General features: G+C 71.2%; 17 protein-coding genes. 14 read left to right on the top strand and 3 right to left on the bottom strand.

Features of this window, described 5'->3' with window-relative positions; translation table 11 throughout:
- Nucleotides 1-67 precede the first annotated feature (67 nt).
- From hutU to hutI, 4 genes are all read left to right on the top strand, one after another.
- Nucleotides 68-1,729, top strand: a complete 1,662-nt coding sequence (gene hutU / locus IE107_RS27135; protein WP_189546972.1) for a urocanate hydratase — start codon at nt 68-70, stop codon at nt 1,727-1,729.
- 134 nt (nt 1,730-1,863) lie between these two features.
- Nucleotides 1,864-3,072 carry an allantoate amidohydrolase gene (locus IE107_RS27130; RefSeq protein WP_189547018.1) on the top strand — a complete coding sequence of 403 codons (1,209 nt, stop codon included), beginning with the start codon at nt 1,864-1,866 and terminating at the stop codon, nt 3,070-3,072.
- Nucleotides 3,063-4,454, top strand: a complete 1,392-nt coding sequence (locus IE107_RS27125) for a formimidoylglutamate deiminase (protein ID WP_189546971.1) — start codon at nt 3,063-3,065, stop codon at nt 4,452-4,454. The genes IE107_RS27130 and IE107_RS27125 overlap by 10 nt, the downstream gene beginning before the upstream one ends.
- Before the next feature lie 32 nt (nt 4,455-4,486).
- Complete coding sequence (hutI, locus tag IE107_RS27120) at nt 4,487-5,659, top strand: imidazolonepropionase (protein ID WP_189546970.1); 1,173 nt, start codon at nt 4,487-4,489, stop codon at nt 5,657-5,659.
- 113 nt (nt 5,660-5,772) lie between these two features.
- Here the strand turns inward: hutI and IE107_RS27115 are convergent, their stop codons facing one another.
- Nucleotides 5,773-6,798 (bottom strand): RNA polymerase sigma factor SigF, encoded by a 1,026-nt coding sequence (locus tag IE107_RS27115; protein ID WP_189547017.1) that lies wholly within the window; start codon nt 6,796-6,798, stop codon nt 5,773-5,775.
- Between the two features lie 284 nt (nt 6,799-7,082).
- Between IE107_RS27115 and IE107_RS27110 the strand changes: the two genes are divergently transcribed.
- The 6 genes from IE107_RS27110 to IE107_RS27085 all read left to right on the top strand — a co-directional run bounded on the left by IE107_RS27110 (nt 7,083) and on the right by IE107_RS27085 (nt 12,565).
- Nucleotides 7,083-7,451, top strand: a complete 369-nt coding sequence (locus IE107_RS27110; protein ID WP_189546969.1) for an STAS domain-containing protein — start codon at nt 7,083-7,085, stop codon at nt 7,449-7,451.
- Between the two features lie 198 nt (nt 7,452-7,649).
- A complete protein-coding gene (locus IE107_RS27105; protein WP_189546968.1) occupies nt 7,650-8,165 on the top strand; it encodes an ATP-binding protein in 516 nt (171 codons plus the stop codon).
- A 191-nt stretch (nt 8,166-8,356) separates the two neighbouring features.
- Nucleotides 8,357-9,028, top strand: a complete 672-nt coding sequence (locus IE107_RS27100; protein WP_189546967.1) for a peptidase — start codon at nt 8,357-8,359, stop codon at nt 9,026-9,028.
- 47 nt (nt 9,029-9,075) lie between these two features.
- A complete protein-coding gene (locus IE107_RS27095) occupies nt 9,076-10,044 on the top strand; it encodes a COG1470 family protein (protein ID WP_189546966.1) in 969 nt (322 codons plus the stop codon).
- Nucleotides 10,041-11,180 carry a hypothetical protein gene (locus IE107_RS27090; RefSeq protein ID WP_189546965.1) on the top strand — a complete coding sequence of 380 codons (1,140 nt, stop codon included), beginning with the start codon at nt 10,041-10,043 and terminating at the stop codon, nt 11,178-11,180. The genes IE107_RS27095 and IE107_RS27090 overlap by 4 nt, the downstream gene beginning before the upstream one ends.
- A 38-nt stretch (nt 11,181-11,218) precedes the next feature.
- The gene (locus tag IE107_RS27085; RefSeq protein WP_189547016.1) at nt 11,219-12,565 is read left to right on the top strand and encodes a hypothetical protein; all 1,347 of its coding nucleotides are present in this window, start codon (nt 11,219-11,221) and stop codon (nt 12,563-12,565) included.
- A 114-nt stretch (nt 12,566-12,679) separates the two neighbouring features.
- Here IE107_RS27085 and IE107_RS27080 read toward each other — a convergent pair whose 3' ends face one another.
- Nucleotides 12,680-14,170, bottom strand: a complete 1,491-nt coding sequence (locus IE107_RS27080) for a peptide MFS transporter (protein WP_189546964.1) — start codon at nt 14,168-14,170, stop codon at nt 12,680-12,682.
- Nucleotides 14,171-14,660: 490 nt separating this feature from the next.
- Here IE107_RS27080 and IE107_RS27075 point away from each other — a divergent pair, with 490 nt between their 5' ends.
- On the top strand, nt 14,661-15,338 hold the full coding sequence (locus IE107_RS27075) for a response regulator transcription factor (RefSeq protein ID WP_189546963.1): 678 nt from the start codon (nt 14,661-14,663) through the stop codon (nt 15,336-15,338).
- Nucleotides 15,339-15,390: 52 nt separating this feature from the next.
- Nucleotides 15,391-16,656 (top strand): sensor histidine kinase, encoded by a 1,266-nt coding sequence (locus IE107_RS27070; protein WP_189546962.1) that lies wholly within the window; start codon nt 15,391-15,393, stop codon nt 16,654-16,656.
- Between the two features lie 19 nt (nt 16,657-16,675).
- On the opposite strand, the gene IE107_RS27065 is transcribed toward IE107_RS27070, so the two are convergent.
- Entirely contained in the window at nt 16,676-17,245 is a 570-nt protein-coding gene (locus IE107_RS27065) for a GtrA family protein (RefSeq protein ID WP_189546961.1), read from the bottom strand.
- 172 nt (nt 17,246-17,417) lie between these two features.
- Here IE107_RS27065 and IE107_RS27060 point away from each other — a divergent pair, with 172 nt between their 5' ends.
- Nucleotides 17,418-18,557, top strand: a complete 1,140-nt coding sequence (locus tag IE107_RS27060) for a 5-(carboxyamino)imidazole ribonucleotide synthase (protein ID WP_189546960.1) — start codon at nt 17,418-17,420, stop codon at nt 18,555-18,557.
- On the top strand, nt 18,554-19,093 hold the full coding sequence (gene purE, locus IE107_RS27055; RefSeq protein ID WP_189546959.1) for a 5-(carboxyamino)imidazole ribonucleotide mutase: 540 nt from the start codon (nt 18,554-18,556) through the stop codon (nt 19,091-19,093). The genes IE107_RS27060 and purE overlap by 4 nt, the downstream gene beginning before the upstream one ends.
- The last annotated feature ends 2 nt before the right edge of the window (nt 19,094-19,095 follow it).

Below are 19,095 nucleotides of genomic sequence, written 5' to 3'. Positions count from 1 at the left end.
GTTGACTACGAGTATTCAGGACATCAGGATGTGAATAGAAGACTTACAGTCGCGAGGAGGCACCGCCATGTCAGGACCCCGCCCCGTACGGGCACCGCGCGGTACGGAACTGAGCGCCCTGGGATGGCAGCAGGAGGCCGCCCTGCGCATGCTGCAGAACAACCTCGACCCCGAGGTCGCCGAGCACCCCGACAAGCTCGTCGTCTACGGCGGCACCGGTAAGGCCGCCCGCGACTGGCGTTCCTTCGACGCGATGGTGCGCACGCTGCGGACGCTCAAGCAGGACGAGACGATGCTCGTCCAGTCCGGTCGCCCGGTCGGCGTCATGCAGACGCACGAGTGGGCGCCGCGCGTCCTGATCGCCAACTCCAACCTGGTCGGCGACTGGGCGAACTGGGAGGAGTTCCGCCGCCTGGAGGCGCTCGGGCTCACCATGTACGGCCAGATGACCGCCGGTTCGTGGATCTACATCGGCACGCAGGGCATCCTGCAGGGCACCTACGAGACCTTCGCCGCCGTCGCGGCGAAGAAGTTCGGCGGGACGCTGGCCGGCACGATCACCCTGACCGCCGGACTCGGCGGCATGGGCGGCGCCCAGCCGCTCGCCGTGACCATGAACGACGGCGTCGCGATCTGTATCGACTGCGACCCGCGCGCCATCGAGCGCCGGATCGAGCACCGCTACCTGGACGTGCGCGCCGACTCCCTGGAGCACGCGCTCCAGCTGGCCACCGAGGCGCGGGACGCCCGCAGGCCGCTCTCCATCGGCCTGCTGGGCAACGCGGCGGAGCTGCTGCCCCGGATGCTCGCCGAGGGCGCCCCGATCGACATCGTCACGGACCAGACCAGCGCCCACGACCCGCTGTCGTACCTCCCGCTCGGGGTCGACTTCGACGACATGGCCGCGTACGCCACCGAGAAGCCGGCCGACTTCACGCGGCGCGCGCGGGAGTCGATGGCCGAGCACGTCGAGGCGATGGTCGGCTTCATGGACGCCGGGGCCGAGGTCTTCGACTACGGGAACTCCATCCGCGGTGAGGCCCAGCTCGCGGGCTACGAGCGGGCCTTCGCATTCCCGGGCTTCGTGCCCGCCTACATCCGGCCGCTCTTCTGCGAGGGCAAGGGCCCGTTCCGCTGGGCCGCGCTCTCCGGTGAGGCGTCGGACATCCACAGGACCGACAAGGCGATGCTCGAACTCTTCCCCGAGAACGAGTCGCTGCACCGGTGGATCAGGATGGCCGGCGAACGCGTCCACTTCCAGGGGCTGCCCGCCCGGATCTGCTGGCTCGGTTACGGCGAGCGCGACCGGGCCGGTGAGCGGTTCAACGACATGGTGGCGAGTGGCGAGCTGGCCGCGCCGCTGGCCATCGGGCGCGACCACCTGGACTGCGGTTCCGTGGCCTCCCCGTACCGGGAGACCGAGGCCATGCTCGACGGGTCCGACGCGATCGCCGACTGGCCGCTGCTGAACGCCATGGTCAACGTGGCTTCCGGGGCCTCCTGGGTGTCCATCCACCACGGCGGCGGCGTCGGCATGGGGCGCTCCATCCATGCCGGGCAGGTGACGGTCGCCGACGGTACGAAGCTGGCGGGCGAGAAGATCCGCCGGGTGCTCACCAACGACCCGGGCATGGGCGTCATCCGGCACGTCGACGCCGGGTACGACATCGCGGAGTCGGTCGCCGCGGACAAGGGCGTGCGCGTGCCGATGACAGAGGACGGACAGTGAGCCTTCCGCCTGCGAACGCGAACGGGGCCGTGAACGGGGTTGGGGCCGAGGACCGGGCCGCGAGCGGGACCGCGACCGAGGGCAGGACCGCTGCCGAGGGCCGGGCCCAAGGCGGCTCGGCGTCGTTCCAGGACATGTGGCGGGAGCTCCTGCCGGTCGGCCGGCACCAGGACAGCGGGGGTTACCGCCGCTACGCCTGGACCGGGGCCGACGCCGACTGCCGCGCCTGGTTCCGGGCGCAGGCCGAGGCCCGCGGGCTCAGCTACGAGGTCGACCGCAACGGCAACCAGTGGGCCTGGCTCGGCGACCCCCTCGCCGGGGACGCCGTCGTCGCCGGATCGCATCTCGACTCCGTACCGGACGGCGGCGCCTTCGACGGACCGCTCGGCGTGGTCTCCTCCTTCGCCGCGCTCGACGAACTCCGCCGCAGGGGAGCGGAATTCACCCGGCCGCTGGCCATCGGCAACTTCGGCGACGAGGAGGGGGCCCGCTTCGGGCTCGCCTGTGTGGGCTCCCGGCTCGCCGCCGGACAGCTGACCGTGGAGGCCGCCCACCGGCTCCGCGACGGCGACGGCATCACGCTGCCGCAGGCCATGGAGGCGGCCGGATACGACCCCGACGCCATCGGCCCGGACCCCGAACGGCTCGCCCGTATCGGCGCGTTCGTCGAGCTCCACGTCGAGCAGGGGCGGGCCCTCGACCTCACCGGTGACCCGGTCGGCATCGCCTCCGCGATCTGGCCGCACGGGCGCTGGAGGTTCGACTTCCGGGGCGAGGCCAACCACGCGGGCACCACCCGTCTCGCCGACCGGCGCGACCCGATGCTCACCTACGCCGAGACCGTGCTGGCCGCCCGCCGCGAGGCGGAACTCGCCGGCGCCCTCGCCACCTTCGGCAAGATCTCCGTCGAGCCGAACGGGGTCAACGCCATCCCCTCGCTCGTCCGCGGCTGGCTCGACTCCCGCGCCGCCGACCAGGCGGCTCTCGACGCCGTGGTCAGCGGTGTCGAACGGGCCGCCAGGGAACACGCCGAGCGCGCCGGGATCGACCTCGATGTCGTACGGGAGTCCTTCACGCCCGTCGTCGAGTTCGAGCACGCCCTGCGCGACGAGCTCGGCAGGATCCTCGCGGGCCGGGACGGCGCCGATCGGGCCGTACCCGTCCTGGGCACCGGCGCCGGACACGACGCGGGTATTTTGTCCGCTTCGGTCCCCACCGCCATGCTGTTCGTACGGAACCCCACCGGGATCTCGCACTCGCCGGCCGAGCACGCGGGCGAGGACGACTGCGTGGCCGGGGTGATCGCACTCGCCGACGTACTGGAAGGTCTCGCGTGCAGCTGACAACGCAACCGACGAACGGCCCCAGGCCCACCGCCGTGACGTACTGGCTGTCCCACGCCTGGCTCGGCACCCATGTCGAGCCGGGCGTCGTCCTGGACGTCTCCGGCGGGCTGATCGCGGGCGTCCGCACCGGCGTCGCCACCCCGCCGCCGGGCGCCATCGTGCTGCGCGGGCTCACCCTTCCCGGGCTCGCCAACACCCATTCGCACGCCTTCCACCGCGCCCTGCGCTCCACCGTCCAGGTCGGCTCCGGCACCTTCTGGACCTGGCGCGAGATCATGTATCAGGTCGCCGCGCGGCTCACCCCCGACTCGTACTACGACCTCGCCCGTGCCGTGTACGCCGAGATGGCACTGGCCGGTATCACCGCGGTCGGCGAATTCCACTATCTGCACCACGCGCCGGGCGGCACCCCGTACGCCAACCCGAACGCGATGGGCGAGGCCCTGATCGCGGCGGCGGGCGAGGCCGGCATCCGGATCACGCTGCTGGACACCGCCTACCTCTCCGCGGGCTTCGGCAAGCGCCCCACCCAGTACCAGCAGCCCGACCGGCACCAGCTGCGCTTCTCCGACACCACGGCGGAAGCCTGGGCCGAGCGCGCCTCCCTCCTCAAGGGCGGTGACCACGCGCTGATCGGCGCGGCCGTCCACTCCGTGCGCGCCGTGCCCGCCGCGCAGCTGGCCACCGTGGCCGCCTGGGCCGAGGAGCGGCAGGCCCCGCTCCATGTCCACCTCTCCGAGCAGACCGCGGAGAACGACGCCTGCCTCGCCGCCCACGGCTGCACCCCCACCCGGCTCCTCGCCGACCACGGGGTCCTCGGCCCGCGCACCACCGGCATCCACAACACCCACCTCACCGCCGAGGACATCGCGCTCCTCGGCTCCTCGGCGACGGGCACCTGCATGTGCCCCACCACCGAACGCGACCTCGCCGACGGGATCGGCCCGGCCGTCGCCCTCCAGCGCGCCGGCTCGCCGCTCTCCCTCGGCAGCGACAGCCACGCCGTGATCGACCTCTTCGAGGAGGCCCGCGCGATGGAGCTCGACGAGCGCCTGCGCACCCGGGCGCGCGGTCACTGGACGGCGGCCGCCCTGCTGCGCGCCGCGACCGTCGACGGACACGCGGCGCTCGGCCGCCCGGAGGCGGGCATCATCGAACCCGGTGCGCCCGCCGACCTGGCGACCGTCGCCCTGGACTCCGTCAGAACAGCGGGGCCGGTGCCCAGACTCGCTGCCGAAGCGGTCGTATTCGCCGCCTCCGCGGCGGATGTGCGGCACACGGTCGTGGCAGGACGGCACATCGTCCGTGACGGGCGGCACGCACGCGTCGAGGACGTACCCGCAGCACTCGCTTCGGCCATCGCCGCCCTGCACGGCTGAGGCCGGATTCCCACAAGGAGAGCAGCACCCCGATGACGACGACCGCCATCACCAACATCGCCAGTCTGGTCACCAACGACCCCTCCCTGTGCGCGGATTCCCCCCTGGGACCCATCCAGGACGCGGCCGTCGTCATCGAGGGCGACCGGGTCGTCTGGACCGGTGAATCAAGCAAAGCACCCGCCACCGACAACGCCGTCGACGCGGGCGGCCGGGCGATGATCCCCGGCTTCGTCGACTCCCACTCCCACCTGGTGTTCGCGGGCGACCGCACCGAGGAGTTCAACGCCCGCATGTCCGGCCGTGCCTACAGCGCGGGCGGCATCAGGACCACCGTGGCCGCCACCCGCGCCGCCACCGACGAGCAGCTCGCCGCCAACGTCGCCCGCTACCTCGCCGAGGCGCTGCGCCAGGGCACCACCACCTTCGAGACCAAGTCCGGCTACGGCCTCACCGTCGAGGACGAGGCCCGCGCCCTGCGCATCGCCGCCCGGCACACCGAGGAGGTCACCTATCTCGGCGCCCACATCGTCTCCCCGGACTACGCCGACGACCCGGCCGGCTACGTCGACCTGGTCACCGGGCCGATGCTCGACGCCTGTGCCCCGTACGCCCGTTGGATCGACGTCTTCTGCGAGAAGGGCGCCTTCGACGGCGACCAGGCCCGCGCGATCCTGACCGCGGGCATGGCGAAGGGCCTGCACCCCCGCGTCCACGCCAACCAGCTCGGCCACGGCCCCGGTGTCCAGCTCGCCGTCGAACTCGGCGCCGCGTCCGCCGACCACTGCACCCATCTCACCGACGCCGACGTCGACGCCCTGGCCCAGGGCAGCACCGTCGCCACGCTGCTCCCCGGTGCCGAGTTCTCCACCCGCGCCACCTGGCCCGACGCCCGCCGCATCCTCGATGCGGGTGCCACCGTCGCGCTCTCGACCGACTGCAACCCGGGCTCGTCGTTCACCTCCTCCATGCCCTTCTGCATCGCCCTCGCCGTACGCGACATGGGCATGACTCCGGACGAGGCCCTCTGGTCGGCCACCGCGGGCGGCGCCGCTGCCCTGCGCCGTACGGACGTCGGCCGCATCGCCCCCGGTGCCCGTGCCGACCTGGTGCTCCTCGACGCGCCCAGCCATGTCCACCTCGCCTACCGGCCGGGCGTTCCGCTGGTCCACGCGGTCTGGCGGCGCGGCGAACGCGTCTCCTGAGCGCCACTGCGTCCGCCCGGCGTCGCCCCGGCCCGTGACGCGGCGTCAAGCAACGGAAGGACCCGCCCTGTTGCCGGGGCGGGTCCTTCCTTGTCGTTCCGGTGTCCGGCCGTTCACTCCTCCAGCGTCAGGCCCTTGCGCAGCTTGATCAGCGTTCGGGAGAGCAGTCGCGACACATGCATCTGGGAGATGCCCAGCTCCTCACCGATCTCCGACTGCGTCATGTTGGCGACGAACCGGAGCGAGAGGATCGTGCGGTCGCGACGTGGCAACGAGGCGATCAGCGGTTTCAGGGACTCGACGTACTCGACGCCTTCGAGTCCGTGGTCCTCGTAGCCGATGCGGTCCGCCAGCGCGCCCTCGCCCTCGTCCTCCTCGGGCTTGGCGTCCAGCGAGCTCGCGGTGTACGCGTTGCTCGCGGCCATGCCCTCGACGACCTCGTCGTGGGTGATGCCGAGGCGGTCGGCGAGCTCGCCCACGGTGGGCGATCGGTCCAGTCGCTGGGCGAGCTCGTCGCCCGCCTTGGCCAGGTCGAGCCGCAGCTCCTGCAGCCGGCGCGGGACGCGTACGGACCAGCTGGTGTCGCGGAAGAAGCGCTTTATCTCGCCGACGATGGTCGGCATCGCGAACGTCGGGAACTCGACGCCCCGGCTGAGCTCGAAACGGTCGATCGCCTTGATCAGGCCGATGGTGCCGACCTGGACGATGTCCTCCATCGGCTCGCTGCGGGAGCGGAACCGGGAGGCGGCGAACCTGACCAGCGCCAGGTTCAGTTCGACGAGCGTATTGCGGACGTACGCGTACTCGTGGGTGCCCTCTTCGAGGGATTCGAGCCGTTCGAAGAGCGTCTTCGACAACGCCCTGGCGTCCAGCGGACCCACCTCGTCGAAGGGCGGTATCTCGGGAAGTCCTTCGAGACCGTCACTCGTGCCGTGGCCGTGGCCGTCGGCGCCGACGCGGTCGTAGCCACCGATGTGGCCGGTGTCACTGGTGCGGGTGGTGCTGATGCTGCTGGTGGTACCGGTGCTGCTGCGGGTGCCGTCTTCGGCGGTCGCGGCAGCGGAGTCTGAGGGGGTCAGTCCCTGAGGACATGCTGACGTCGCGTTGTGGGGACGCGGTCCGTCGAGCCGGGGCGACATGGTCTCCTCCATCGTTCTCGGCATATGGCTGCCGATGCCCATACGTGTTCCTGCGGTGAAGCGGCGCCTCCGAGGCCGGTCGTGGTTTTGGGTGTCCCCCTACCCTTACCCGCTCCGGACAGGCAGTTACAAGCGCCAATTGATGTCGTATGTCTGGTTTGTTGTGGTCTTCGGGTATCGCGTGGCGCACAGACCGCGTACTGTTTCAAGAGCGTCAGAGACAGCACATACGCGTCTGCGCACGCGAAGGCGCAGGCAGTGACGAACGGCGAAGAGGGACGGGCATGGACCGCGGGACGGTCGGCAGTGCGAACCGGGGTCGGCTTCAGGTCGAGGTCCGCACCGAAGGGCGCAGCGAGGTCGTGAAGCCGGTGGGTGAGCTGGACCACCACACGGCGGATCTGTTGCGAGAGCCTCTGGAGCGTGCGGTCGAGCAGGGGCGGGTGCGCCTGGTGGTCGACTGCTCGGGCCTCGAATTCTGTGATTCCACCGGGCTCAACGTGCTGCTCGGTGCCCGCCTGAAGGCGGAAGCGGCCGGGGGAGGGGTCCATTTGGCCGGGATGCTGCCGGTGGTGGCGAGGGTCTTCGAGATCACCGGGGCCGAGGCGGTCTTCACCGTCCATGACTCCCTCGAAGCGGCCCTGGACGAGTGACCGCGTCGCGTATCGCGACCCCGGCGCCCCAAGTGTTGCCCGTGTCACGCGATCCGCGTGGACGAAGTGGGTGTTGTCACGATTCGGCCGGGCAGAAGACATCCGGCGGAGCCACGGGCGACCCGCACATTCTGTATCTGTAACTGCAACTGTCGATTTTTCGATGGCGACATGGTGAATCGGTGAGGTGAAGCGCTGATGAGCACCACCCGGCAGCATCCGCCGGGCGACCTCGGCCGGGAGCCGCAGGGCGCCGGCGTGGACGCTGACGCCGGCACCGGCGCGGCCTCCCCCGAGCCCGCCGAGCGGCAGTGGCGCACCCTGTCGCTGCGGGGTGTCGCCGGCATCGTGCCGACCGCCCGCGACTTCGCCCGCCAGGCGCTTCACGAGTGGGGCTGGCTCCCCGCGACGAGCGCCGACGGCCGGGCCGCCGCCGAGGACGTCCTGCTGGTCGTCTCCGAACTGGTCACCAACGCCTGCCTGCACGCCGAGGGCCCCGAGGAGATGCGCATCGCCTGTACGGCGAAGGTGCTGCGGGTGGAGGTCGTCGACGCGGGGGCGGGACAGCCCGCGCCGCGCACCCCGCACCGGGCCGGGCGGCCCGGCGGGCACGGCATGTTCATCGTGCAGCGGCTCTGTCTGGACTGGGGCGTCCTGCGGGTGCCCGGCCGGTCCGGGAAGACCGTCTGGGCGGAGCTGGCCGCACCCGCGTAGGCCGCGGGCACGACCGCGGGGGTGCACCGCCCCGTCGTTCGCACCACCGAAGAGCGCGCCGGATCGGCGCGCTCTTTGTCTTCCCTCCACAAGGCGCCGGGCGTACCTTGAGCGCCCGATCTGATATGTCGTCAGTAACTTGCGTCGGTCAGCACCGGCGTGCGGCGACTTCCGGCATGAGGGGAACTCAGGTGTCCTACCAGAAGCGAACAGCTCTCGCGCTGGCGTCCGCGCTGGCGGGCACGGTGGTGCTGATGGCCGCGCCCGCCGCCCACGCCACGGTCGTGGATGTCGACTACAAGTGCAAGACCCCGATCGGCGACAAGAGCGCCGTGTCTCCGATCGACATCAAGAGCGTCAGGAGCGGCGGCGGATACCGGCTCACGATGTCCTTCCAGAAGGGGGTCTCCTCCAGCCCCGTCGAACTGGGCAAGGGGGCGATGAACCCCAGCGCGGTCATCAAGGTGGGCGGCGCCGACCCGGGCCAGGTCCAGGTCTCCGGCCCGCCGAACTCCGCCGCGATACCCGCCAACACCCCCATCAGGATCAGTGACCTGTCGGGTACGTACACCCCGAAGAAGAGCGGCAAGGTCGACTTCACCGCCGGGGTGCTCACCATCAAGGCGCTCGGTACCACCACGACCTGCACTCCCTCCAACAACCCGGGACCCTCGCTCCGGCTCGATGTGACGGCCGCGGGCAACGCGCAGAGCACCCCGGACGACGTCGGCGGGCAGCTGCCGAAGACCGGCCCGCTCGACTCGGCCGTGGCGCTCGGCACGCTGGGCGGCACGGTGCTGCTGGCCGGTGCGGCCGGGGTGCTCTGGCTGACCAGGCGCGGGCAGGGGCCCGTGGGCCGATAGGGCGTTGCCGGACCCAGCCGCAGCCGTCACGCACCAGGGAGCCGCCCATGCCGTCGCCGACCGGTCACGCCGCCCGACTCGTCCTTGCCGTACTGCTGTGCGCCCTCGCCACGACACCGGTGGCCGCTGCCGTGACGGGGCCCGCGTCGCACCCGGGTGGCGCCGCGTGGACGGCGCGGCCCGCGGCGGGCGGTTCCGGGACGGGCGGCAGACCGTACTTCTATCTGGAAGGCCCGCCCGGCACCGTCCTGCAGGACCGGCTCTCCGTCACCAACCCGGGCCGGTCCCCGCTCACCGTACGGCTGAGCGGCGCGGACGGCGCCGGGGGCAAGGGCACCAACGGGACCGGGCGCTGGCTGCGGACCGCCGCCACCGAGGTGACCGTCCCGGCCCGCACCCGGGCCGATGTGCCGTTCACGCTCACGGTGCCGGCCGGTGCGACACCCGGCGACCATTCCGGCGCGATCGTCGTACGCGGCGGCGACCGCTCGGTGGACGTACGGGTCAGGCTGCGGGTCGGCGGGCCGACGCTGGCCGCGCTCACCGTCGAGGACGTCACCGTGTCCGGGCGGGCCATCCGCTACACGCTGGTCAACCGGGGCAACACGGCCCTCGCGCCGCGGATCGCCGTCCGCGCCGACGGGGTGTTCGGGACGCTGCTGCGGCGCGAGGCCCGCACCCTGCCGGTGCGGGTGCGGCCGGGAGAGCGGGTCAGGCTCACCGAGTCGTGGCGGGACGTCCCCGCGCTCGACGCGGCGACCGTACGGCTGCGCGTCACGGCGGCGGGCGGCGCGCGCGGCGAGGCGACGGCCCGCGCGGTCTTCGTCCCTTGGGCACCGCTGACCGCCGGTGCGCTGCCGGTCCTGGCCGCCGCCGGCGCGGGCGGGTACGCCCTGCGGCGCAGGCGGACGGGCGAGCGGCGGCCGGACGACGACGAACGGCCGCCCGGACGGTCACCGGGCGACCGACAGCACTCCGGGAACAGGCACTTGGCGAAGGCGGGAGCGGAATCGTGACTGGACAGGCCGGACCGGCAGCACCCCGCAGCGCCCGCCACCGGTGGGCCGCCGCGCTGTTCGTCGCGCTGCTCGCAGCACTGCTGTCCGCCCCGCCGGCGCTCCGCGCGACCGGGGCTGCAGCGGTCACGAGGACCGTGGACGCGAAGCCCGGGGTCACCCTCTCCAAGCAGCAGGCGGGCAAGGGCGGTGAGATCACCGTGAAGGGCAGCGGGTGGCGCCCCAAGGCCCTGCTGATGATGCTGATCTGCGGGCGGGCCACCCCGGAACGCGGCGTGATCGGCGGTACGAACTCCTGCGTCAACGCCGAGGGCCGGGCCGTCACGACCGACGCCGAGGGCGCCTTCCGCAAGAAGCTGCCGGTCGCCGAACCGCCCGTGCCCTGCCCCTGCGTGGTGCACGTCGCCACCGTCACCGGCGAACAGGCCGCCGCCGACGCCGTGTTCGTCGTCGCGGGCCACCCGCTCGCCGCGCTGCCGAAGGAGACCGGGGGCGGCCGGCTCGCGGTGCTCGCCACCACCAGGCTGGAGGGCGACAGCGGGATCCTCACCTGGTTCGGCGCCCCGCCCGCCCGGCACCTGGTCTTCACCGTGGGCAACCTCGGCTCCGACCCCGTCAAGGACCCGGTCTTCGAGATCGGCACCGCGCATGGCGTCTTCGCCCCGCAATGGGAGGAGCGGCAGTGGCGCGGCACCATCGCCTCCGGCCGCAAGGCGCAGATCAGGCTCCCGGTCGAACTGACGGCGGGTGCCCACGGCGACTACCAGGTCTCGCTCAAGTACGGCGGAAAGGTGCTGGCCGAACAGCCGTGGGGGGTCGGCCGCCCCTGGGGCGTCACGCTCTTCTGGATCCTGCTGTGCCTCGTCGTGCCGGCCGCCGTGTTCCGGATCGGCATGGCGATCGTCGACAAGGTGCGGCCCCGCCCCTCGCGCACCCCCGGCCGCACCGGACGCCGCCGCCCGCCGGCGGCCGACGCCACCGCGAAGACCCCGAAGCGCCGCAGCGCCCGGGAACCCGCAGCCGGAACCGGGGCCGCGCCCACCGGGCCTTTGCCCACCACCACGGCCGCGCTGCCGTGGTTCACACCCGATTCCGCACCGTCAGGGAACAGACCGACGACGAAGGGACATTCGTGAGTACGCAACGCAGGACGGTCGCGGCGGGAGTCGCGATGATGCTCGGCGGCGCGGGCTTGCTGCTGGCCGCGAGTCCGGCCCAGGCCGCCGACGTCTCGTACAGGACAGAGTGCATTCCCCCGCCCATCTCGGGGCTGCCGGCCGTGCAGGGCACCACCAAGGTGCAGCTGACCGCGCCCGCCGAGGCGAAGGTCGGGGACACCGTCGAGGTGGTGTGGAAGACGGTCGAGGCCGCTTCCAAGAACCCCGATGTGCTCGATCTGGACAAGGACACGGTCAAGCCGACCGGCACCCTCAAGGTGGGCGGCGCCGCCACGGGCACCGTGCAGATGGAAGGGCCGCGGCAGAACCCGCCGATCCCCAAGAACAGCGCCATGGTGCTGTCCGACATGAAGGGCACGCTGAAACTGGAGAAGGCCGGCGAGATCACGCTGACGCCGGACGCGTACAGCATCAACGTCTCCAAGCCGATCTCCACGGACACCAAGTGCACCCCGAAGGAGACCGTGCAGCCGGGCGCGACCATCAAGGTCACGGACGGCGGCGGATCCACCACCACGGGCGGTACGACGAGCGGCTCGACCACCGCGGGCGGTACGACCTCCGGCTCCACCACCGCCGGAGGTACGACCTCCGGCTCCACGACCGCGGGTGGCACCACGGCGGGCGGTACGACCACGGGCGGCGCCTCCGGCTCCACCACCTCGGGCTCCGGCGGCGGCAGCGGACAGACCGACTTCCCCGGCAAGGAGGTCGCGGTCCACTTCACCTGTACGTCTCCGGGGCCGGCCGACATCTCCTCCAAGGTGACGATCAACGCCAGGAAGAGCGGCGGCAGCTACGCCCTCACGGTCAAGACGGCCAAGGGTGTGATGAACAGCCCGGCCGCACTGCCGGCCGGTGCGCTCAAGCCGTCCATGGACATCACCATCGGCGGCGCGGACAAGGGCTCGGTGAAGGTCACCGGCCCGGCCAACGCCGAACCGCTGGAGCAGGGCAAGCCGGTCGACCTGTCCGACATGACCGGCACCTACAAGCCCGGCGCCTCCGGCAAGTCCACGCTCAGCCCCGGCACCCTGACGATCGATGTCACCCTGGGCGCCTCGAAGATCAACATCCCGTGCAAGGTCAAGGGCTCGGTGACCCCGTCGCTGGAGCTCGACACCACAGCCCAGGAGGGCGGCGCCTCCGGCTCCGCCACCACGGGCTCCACGGGCGCGGGCTCCGCGGCCGGCGGCACGGCCTCCGGCGGCGGACTGGCCGACACCGGGGCCGAGGACACCGGCACCCTGCGCGCCCTCGGCCTGGTCGCGGGCACGGCGATCCTGCTCGGCGGCGCCGTGTTCACCTTCACCCCGTGGCGCAGGCTGCGCGGCACCAGGTGAGCCGGCTCCCGTGACAACGGCACAAGGGCCGCGACAGCCGTGAGAACGGCACAGGGGCCGCCGCACCAGCCCGGTGCGGCGGCCCCTGTGTGCGTGCGGTACGCGGTCAGCGCATCAGCGCACATCGCCCATCAGCAGGCTGACCTTCTTGCGGTACATCCAGATCGAGAACGCCGCCACGATCGCGAGCGCCGCCTCCAGACCCACCATCCCGGTCTTGTTCAGGTCGACACCGGCCAGCGACAGCAGGCTGGTGGTGCAGTCGCCCGCGGTGACCGCGAGGAACCAGACACCCATCATCTGGCTGCCGTACTTCGCGGGCGCCATCTTCGTGGTGACCGACAGGCCGACCGGGGAGAGGCAGAGCTCACCGACGGTCTGCAGGAAGTAGATCGACACCAGCCACATCGGGCTGACCTTGTCGCCGTCCGTCGTCATGGTCAGCGGCAGCATGAAGACGAGGAAGGAGACGCCGACCAGGAAGATGCCCGAGCCGAACTTGACGACCGTGCTCGGCTCCTTGCCGCGCCGGTTCAGCGCCAGCCATATCCAGGCGACGACCGGGGCCAGCGCCATGATGAAGACCGGGTTGATCGACTGGTACCAGGAAGTCGGGAAGTGCATGCCGAGCAGGCTGTTGGTCGTGGAGGACTCACCGAAGAGCGACAGCGTGGAGCCGCCCTGGTCGTAGATCATCCAGAACACCGCCGCGGCGACGAAGAACCAGATGTAGCCGGACATCTTCGACTGCTCGGCCTTCGAGAGGTCCCGGTCCCGCTTGATCCGCACCAGCACCGCGACGGGGATGAGCAGACCGGCGACGGTGATCGGGACGAGCGCCCAGTTCAGCGTGTAGACGTCGGTGGCGACGAGGACGCCGTAGAAGACGACGGCCACGACCAGCCACAGCAGACCCTTGCGCAGGGTCGAACGGCGCTCCTCGGCCGAAAGCGGCTTCGGGACGACGCTGCTGCGCGCGCTGAGGTGGCGCGTACCGATGAGGAACTGGGCCAGACCCAGCCCCATGCCGGCCGCGGCGATGGCGAAGCCGAGGTGCCAGTTCACCTTCTCGCCGACGGTGCCGATGATCAGCGGCGCGGCGAAGGCACCGAGGTTGATGCCCATGTAGAAGACGGTGAATCCACCGTCGCGACGCGGGTCGTCCGGGCCGTTGTAGAGGTGGCCGACCATCGTGGAGATGTTGGCCTTCAGCAGACCGGATCCGAGCGCGACCAGCGCCAGACCGGCGAAGAAGGTGCCGGAGCCCGGCAGCGCGAGCGTCAGGTGGCCCAGCATGATGACCACGGCCGAGATGGTGACCGTCTTGCGCGGCCCCCAGACGCGGTCTCCGAACCAGCCGCCGGGCATGGCGAGCAGGTACACCATCGCCATGTAGATGGAGTAGATCGCGGTGGCCGTGGCCGCGTTCATGTGCAGGCCGGAACCGGAGACCAGGTACAGCGGAAGCAGAGCCCGCATGCCGTAGAAGCTGAAACGCTCCCACATCTCGGTCATGAAGAGAGTGGCCAGGCCGCGGGGGTGGCCGAAGAAGGTCTTCGCGGATCCAGAAGTACTGGCCGGGTCCTTCGTCAGGCTGGACGCCATGGTCGATCCTTGTGTGCTCGGGACGCGACGCCTTGTGAGCGTGGTGCGCCCGGTGGGGGGAGGCCGGCACCGGCACGGGCGTGCCCCACCCCTCACGCCCGGGAGGGGATTCGTCCCGGTCACCGGACTCAGCGAGGAGCCGGCTGAAGGGAACGGGGACCGACCGTGTCGGGATCCACGCCCGGTGCGCATCCACGCGCTCCGGGCCCGGCCACAGGTCATTCACTGAGCCCCGACTGGCAGGTACCAGCCGGCCCACAAAAGAGACCCTTGGCGCTAAAAGCTGCCCAAGGGTCCTTGAGTAGTGCAACAGGCGTCGAGCCACCATACGCCACGACAGCACCCGATATGAATGGACTTGAGAGATGGATCACAGGTTTTGGTGGAACCGCGCTCCCATATTCGAAGGTGTCTACCCGTTTATTTCGCAGACCCGCAGGGCCTTTGGAGCACCTCCCGGCATCCGCTCCACGCGGACTACCATCACTCCATGACCCGTGTACTGCTCGCCGAGGACGATGCATCCATCTCGGAGCCGCTGGCCCGTGCCCTGCGTCGGGAGGGTTACGAGGTCGAGGTCCGCGAAGACGGTCCGACCGCACTCGACGCCGGCCTCCAGGGCGGAATCGACCTGGTCGTGCTCGACCTGGGTCTGCCCGGGATGGACGGCCTCGAAGTTGCTCGCAGGCTCCGCGCCGAGGGTCACGCCGTGCCGATCCTGGTGCTGACCGCCCGCGCCGACGAGGTGGACACCGTCGTCGGCCTCGACGCGGGTGCCGACGACTACGTCACCAAGCCCTTCCGCCTCGCCGAGCTGCTCGCCCGGGTCCGGGCCCTGCTGCGCCGCGGCGCCACCGAGCCCGCGCCCCAGCCCGCGACGCACGGCGTCCGGATCGACGTCGAGTCGCACCGCGCCTGGATGGGCGAGGAGGAACTCCAGCTCACCGCCAAGGAGTTCGACCTGCTGCGGGTCCTGGTCCGCGACGCCGGCCGGGTCGTCACCCGCGACCAGCTGATGCGCGAGGTCTGGGACACCACCTGGTGGTCGTCGACGAAGACCCTCGACATGCACATCTCCTGGCTCCGCAAGAAGCTCGGCGACGACGCCGCCAACCCCCGCTACATCGCGACCGTACGGGGCGTCGGATTCCGCTTCGAGAAGAGCTGACGCTCGTTCCGAGGGGGGCCGACGTTCCGAGAAGAGCTGAGAACAGGCATCCATGCGTCGCAGACTGATCAACTCCACGCTCGCCGTGGTGCTCGTGGTGATCGCCGTCTTCGGTGTCTCCCTCGTCATCGTCGAGACCCGCACCATCGGCAACAGTGCCCAGGAGAGCGTCGACTCCGAGGCACTGCGGCTGATAAGCGTCGTCGAGAGCCGGCTGCTGGAGGACGAGCGGATCACCTCGGTGCTGCTCTCCCAGCAGATCGAGAGCAAGCGCTACGCCCTGGTCGAGATCCCCGGCCGGTCCCCGATCGAAATCGGCAAGCGCCCCACCGGCAGTGTGATCAGCAGCACGGTCGAGGGGGAGCGCGGCGAGCGGGTCACCGTCAAGGAGTCCAGATCCGCGGTCACCCGCGAGGTCGGCCGCACCCTGATGATCATCGGCGCGGTGGCGCTGCTGGCCATCATCTCCGCCGTGCTGCTGGCCGTACGCCAGGCCAACAAACTGACCTCCCCGCTGACCGACCTGGCCGAGACCGCCGAACGCCTGGGTTCCGGCGACCCGCGCCCGCGCCACAAGCGCTACGGGGTGCCGGAGCTGGACCGGGTCGCCGACGTCCTGGACGCCTCCGCCGAACGGATCGCCCGGATGCTGACCGCGGAACGCCGGCTGGCCGCCGACGCCTCCCACCAGCTCCGTACGCCGCTCACCGCGCTCTCCATGCGGATCGAGGAGATCTCGGTCACCGACGACCCCGACACGGTGAAGGAGGAGGCGAACATCGCCCTCACCCAGGTCGAGCGGCTCACCGACGTGGTGGAGCGGCTGCTGACCAACGCCCGTGACCCGCGTACCGGCTCCGCCGTCGTCTTCGACCTCGACGAGGTCGTCAAGCAGCAGGTCGAGGAGTGGCGTCCCGCCTATCGGAGCGCGGGCCGCGCCATCGTCCACTCCGGCAAGCAGGGGCTGCGGGCCATCGGTACGCCGGGCGCGGTCGCCCAGGTGCTGGCCGCGCTGATCGAGAACTCACTGATGCACGGCGGCGGTACGGTCGCGCTGCGCACCCGGGTCACCGGCAACCAGGCGGTCATCGAGGTCACGGACGAGGGCCCCGGGGTTCCGCCCGATCTGGGTGCCCGGATCTTCGAGCGGACGATCAGCGGCCGCAATTCCACCGGCATCGGCCTCGCGGTGGCCAGGGACCTCGCGGAGGCGGACGGCGGCCGCCTCGAACTGCTCCAGCAGCAGCCCGCGGTCTTCGCCCTGTTCCTCAGCCGGGTGGCCCGGAAGCGACAGGAACCGGAACGCCCGGTGCGGTGAGCGGCACGGGGAACGCCCGCTATCGCCGTACGGAATCCACCCCGAACCGCGGCACCGGCTCCGTGCGCCCCTGCTTCAGAAACCCCTCGGCCCCACGGGCCCCGGGCTTCTCGACGGGCGGCTCGGGCTTTTCGGCGGGCGGCTCGGGCTTCTCGACGGGCAGCGCCTTGAACACCCATGTCCGGTAGGACCAGAAGCGGAAGAGCGTCGCGAGGCCGATCCCGAGGATCTTGAAGACGTTGCTCTGGACCGGGCTGTCCCAGCCGAAGCCGTACGTCGCCACGTACAGCACACCGGTCTCGATGACCGCTCCCACCGCGCTGAACAGCAGGAACAGCGTCAGCTCGCGGGTCCGTCCGCTCTTGTCGCGGTCCCGGTACGTCCAGTAGCGAAAGCCCAGGTAATTGCCGAGGACGGCGACGACGGTGGCCAGCAGACCGGCCCGTACCGTCGGGATGTTCGTGTAGCGCCAGAGCAGGTTGGACACTCCGATGTTGACCACCAGGCCGACCGCGCCGACCGCGCCGAACTTGGCGACTTCCCGGGCCAGCAGCTCCAGCCGCGCCCGCAGTGCGCCCCGTTCGCTCATGGTGATCGCTCAGCCCGTCCGTCGGTTACGTCAACCCGGTCATGCTAACCAGCGCGTCCTCGGGGCGCCCGGGGATGCCGGGAGTGATGTGGCGAGGCTGTGACACGGCCGCCGGCCAGGAGGCCGGAGGGCGTCGTCGGGAGCTCCCCGGGGCGGCGGATACCCTGGAGGAGTGACGTTCCCGGTAGTCGGCATGGTCGGTGGCGGTCAGCTCGCCCGAATGACCCACGAGGCGGGTATCCCCCTCGGCATCAAGTTCAAGCTCCTCAGTGACACCCCCCAGGACTCGGCGGCCCAGGTGGTGAGCGAAGTCGTCGTCGGCGACTATCGCGACCTGGACACGCTGCGTGCCTTCGCGCGCGGCTGCGACGTGATCACCTTCGATCACGAGCACGTACCGACCGAGCACCTGCGGGCCCTGGAGGCGGACGGCATTCCGGTGCGCCCGGGCCCCGACGCCCTGGTGCACGCCCAGGACAAGGGGGTGATGCGCGCGAAGCTCACCGAGATCGGCGCGCCCTGCCCCCGCCACCGCATCGTGAAGGACCCGGCCGATGTCGCCGCCTTCGCCGAGGAGACCGGGGGCTTTCCCGTCGTCCTCAAGACGGTCCGCGGCGGTTACGACGGCAAGGGCGTCTGGGTGGTCCGCTCCGAGGCGGAAGCGGCGGAGCCCTTCCGGGCCGGGGTCGCGGTCCTGGCCGAGGAGAAGGTCGACTTCGTACGGGAGCTGGCGGCCAACATCGTCCGCTCGCCGCACGGCCAGGCCGTCGCCTACCCGGTCGTCGAGTCGATCCAGGTCGACGGGGTCTGCGACACGGTGATCGCCCCGGCCCCCGAGCTGGACGAGCGGCTCGCCGGCGAGGCCCAGCAGCTCGCGCTCAAGGTCGCCTCCGAACTCGGTGTCGTCGGCCACCTGGCGGTCGAGCTCTTCGAGACCCGTGACGGACGCATCCTGGTCAACGAGCTGGCCATGCGCCCGCACAACTCCGGCCACTGGACGCAGGACGGCGCGATCACCTCGCAGTTCGCCAACCACGTCCGCGCCGTGCTCGACCTGCCGCTCGGCGACCCGCGCCCGCGCGCCACCTGGACGGTCATGTCCAACGTCCTCGGCGGCGACTTCCCGGACATGTACCAGGCGTACCTGCACTGCATGGCCCGCGACCCGCAGCTCAAGATCCACATGTACGGAAAGGACGTGAAGCCCGGCCGCAAGGTCGGACACGTCAACACCTACGGCGACGACCTGGCGGACGTGCGGGAGCGCGCCCGGCACGCGGCCGACTACCTGCGAGGAACGATCACCGAATGACTTCCCCCGGCACCGCCGCGCCGCTCGTCGGCATCGTCATGGGCTCGGACTCCGACTGGCCCGTCATGGAAGCGGCGGCCAAGGCCCTCGACGAGTTCGAGATCCCCTACGAGATCGATGTCGTCTCCGCCCACCGCATGCCGCGCGAGATGATCGCGTACGGCGAGCAGGCGGCGGACCGCGGCCTCAAGGCGATCATCGCGGGCGCGGGCGGCGCCGCCCACCTGCCCGGCATGCTCGCCTCCGTCACCCCGCTGCCCGTCATCGGCGTACCGGTCCCGCTGAAGTACCTCGACGGCATGGACAGCCTGCTCTCCATCGTCCAGATGCCCGCCGGCGTGCCGGTCGCCACCGTCTCGGTCGGCGGCGCGCGCAACGCGGGCCTGCTCGCCGCCCGCATCCTCGCCGCCCACGACGACGAACTGCTGGCCCGGATGCGGGAGTTCCAGCAGGAGCTGAACGACCAGGCGACGGAGAAGGGCAAGCGGCTGCGCAGCAAGGTCCAGGGCGCCGACTCCTTCGGCTTCGGGAAGTAGGC

It is taken from the genome of Streptomyces gelaticus (assembly GCF_014649535.1).
GTDB lineage: Bacteria > Actinomycetota > Actinomycetes > Streptomycetales > Streptomycetaceae > Streptomyces > Streptomyces gelaticus.
This window is presented reverse-complemented; position numbering and strand designations above follow the sequence as displayed.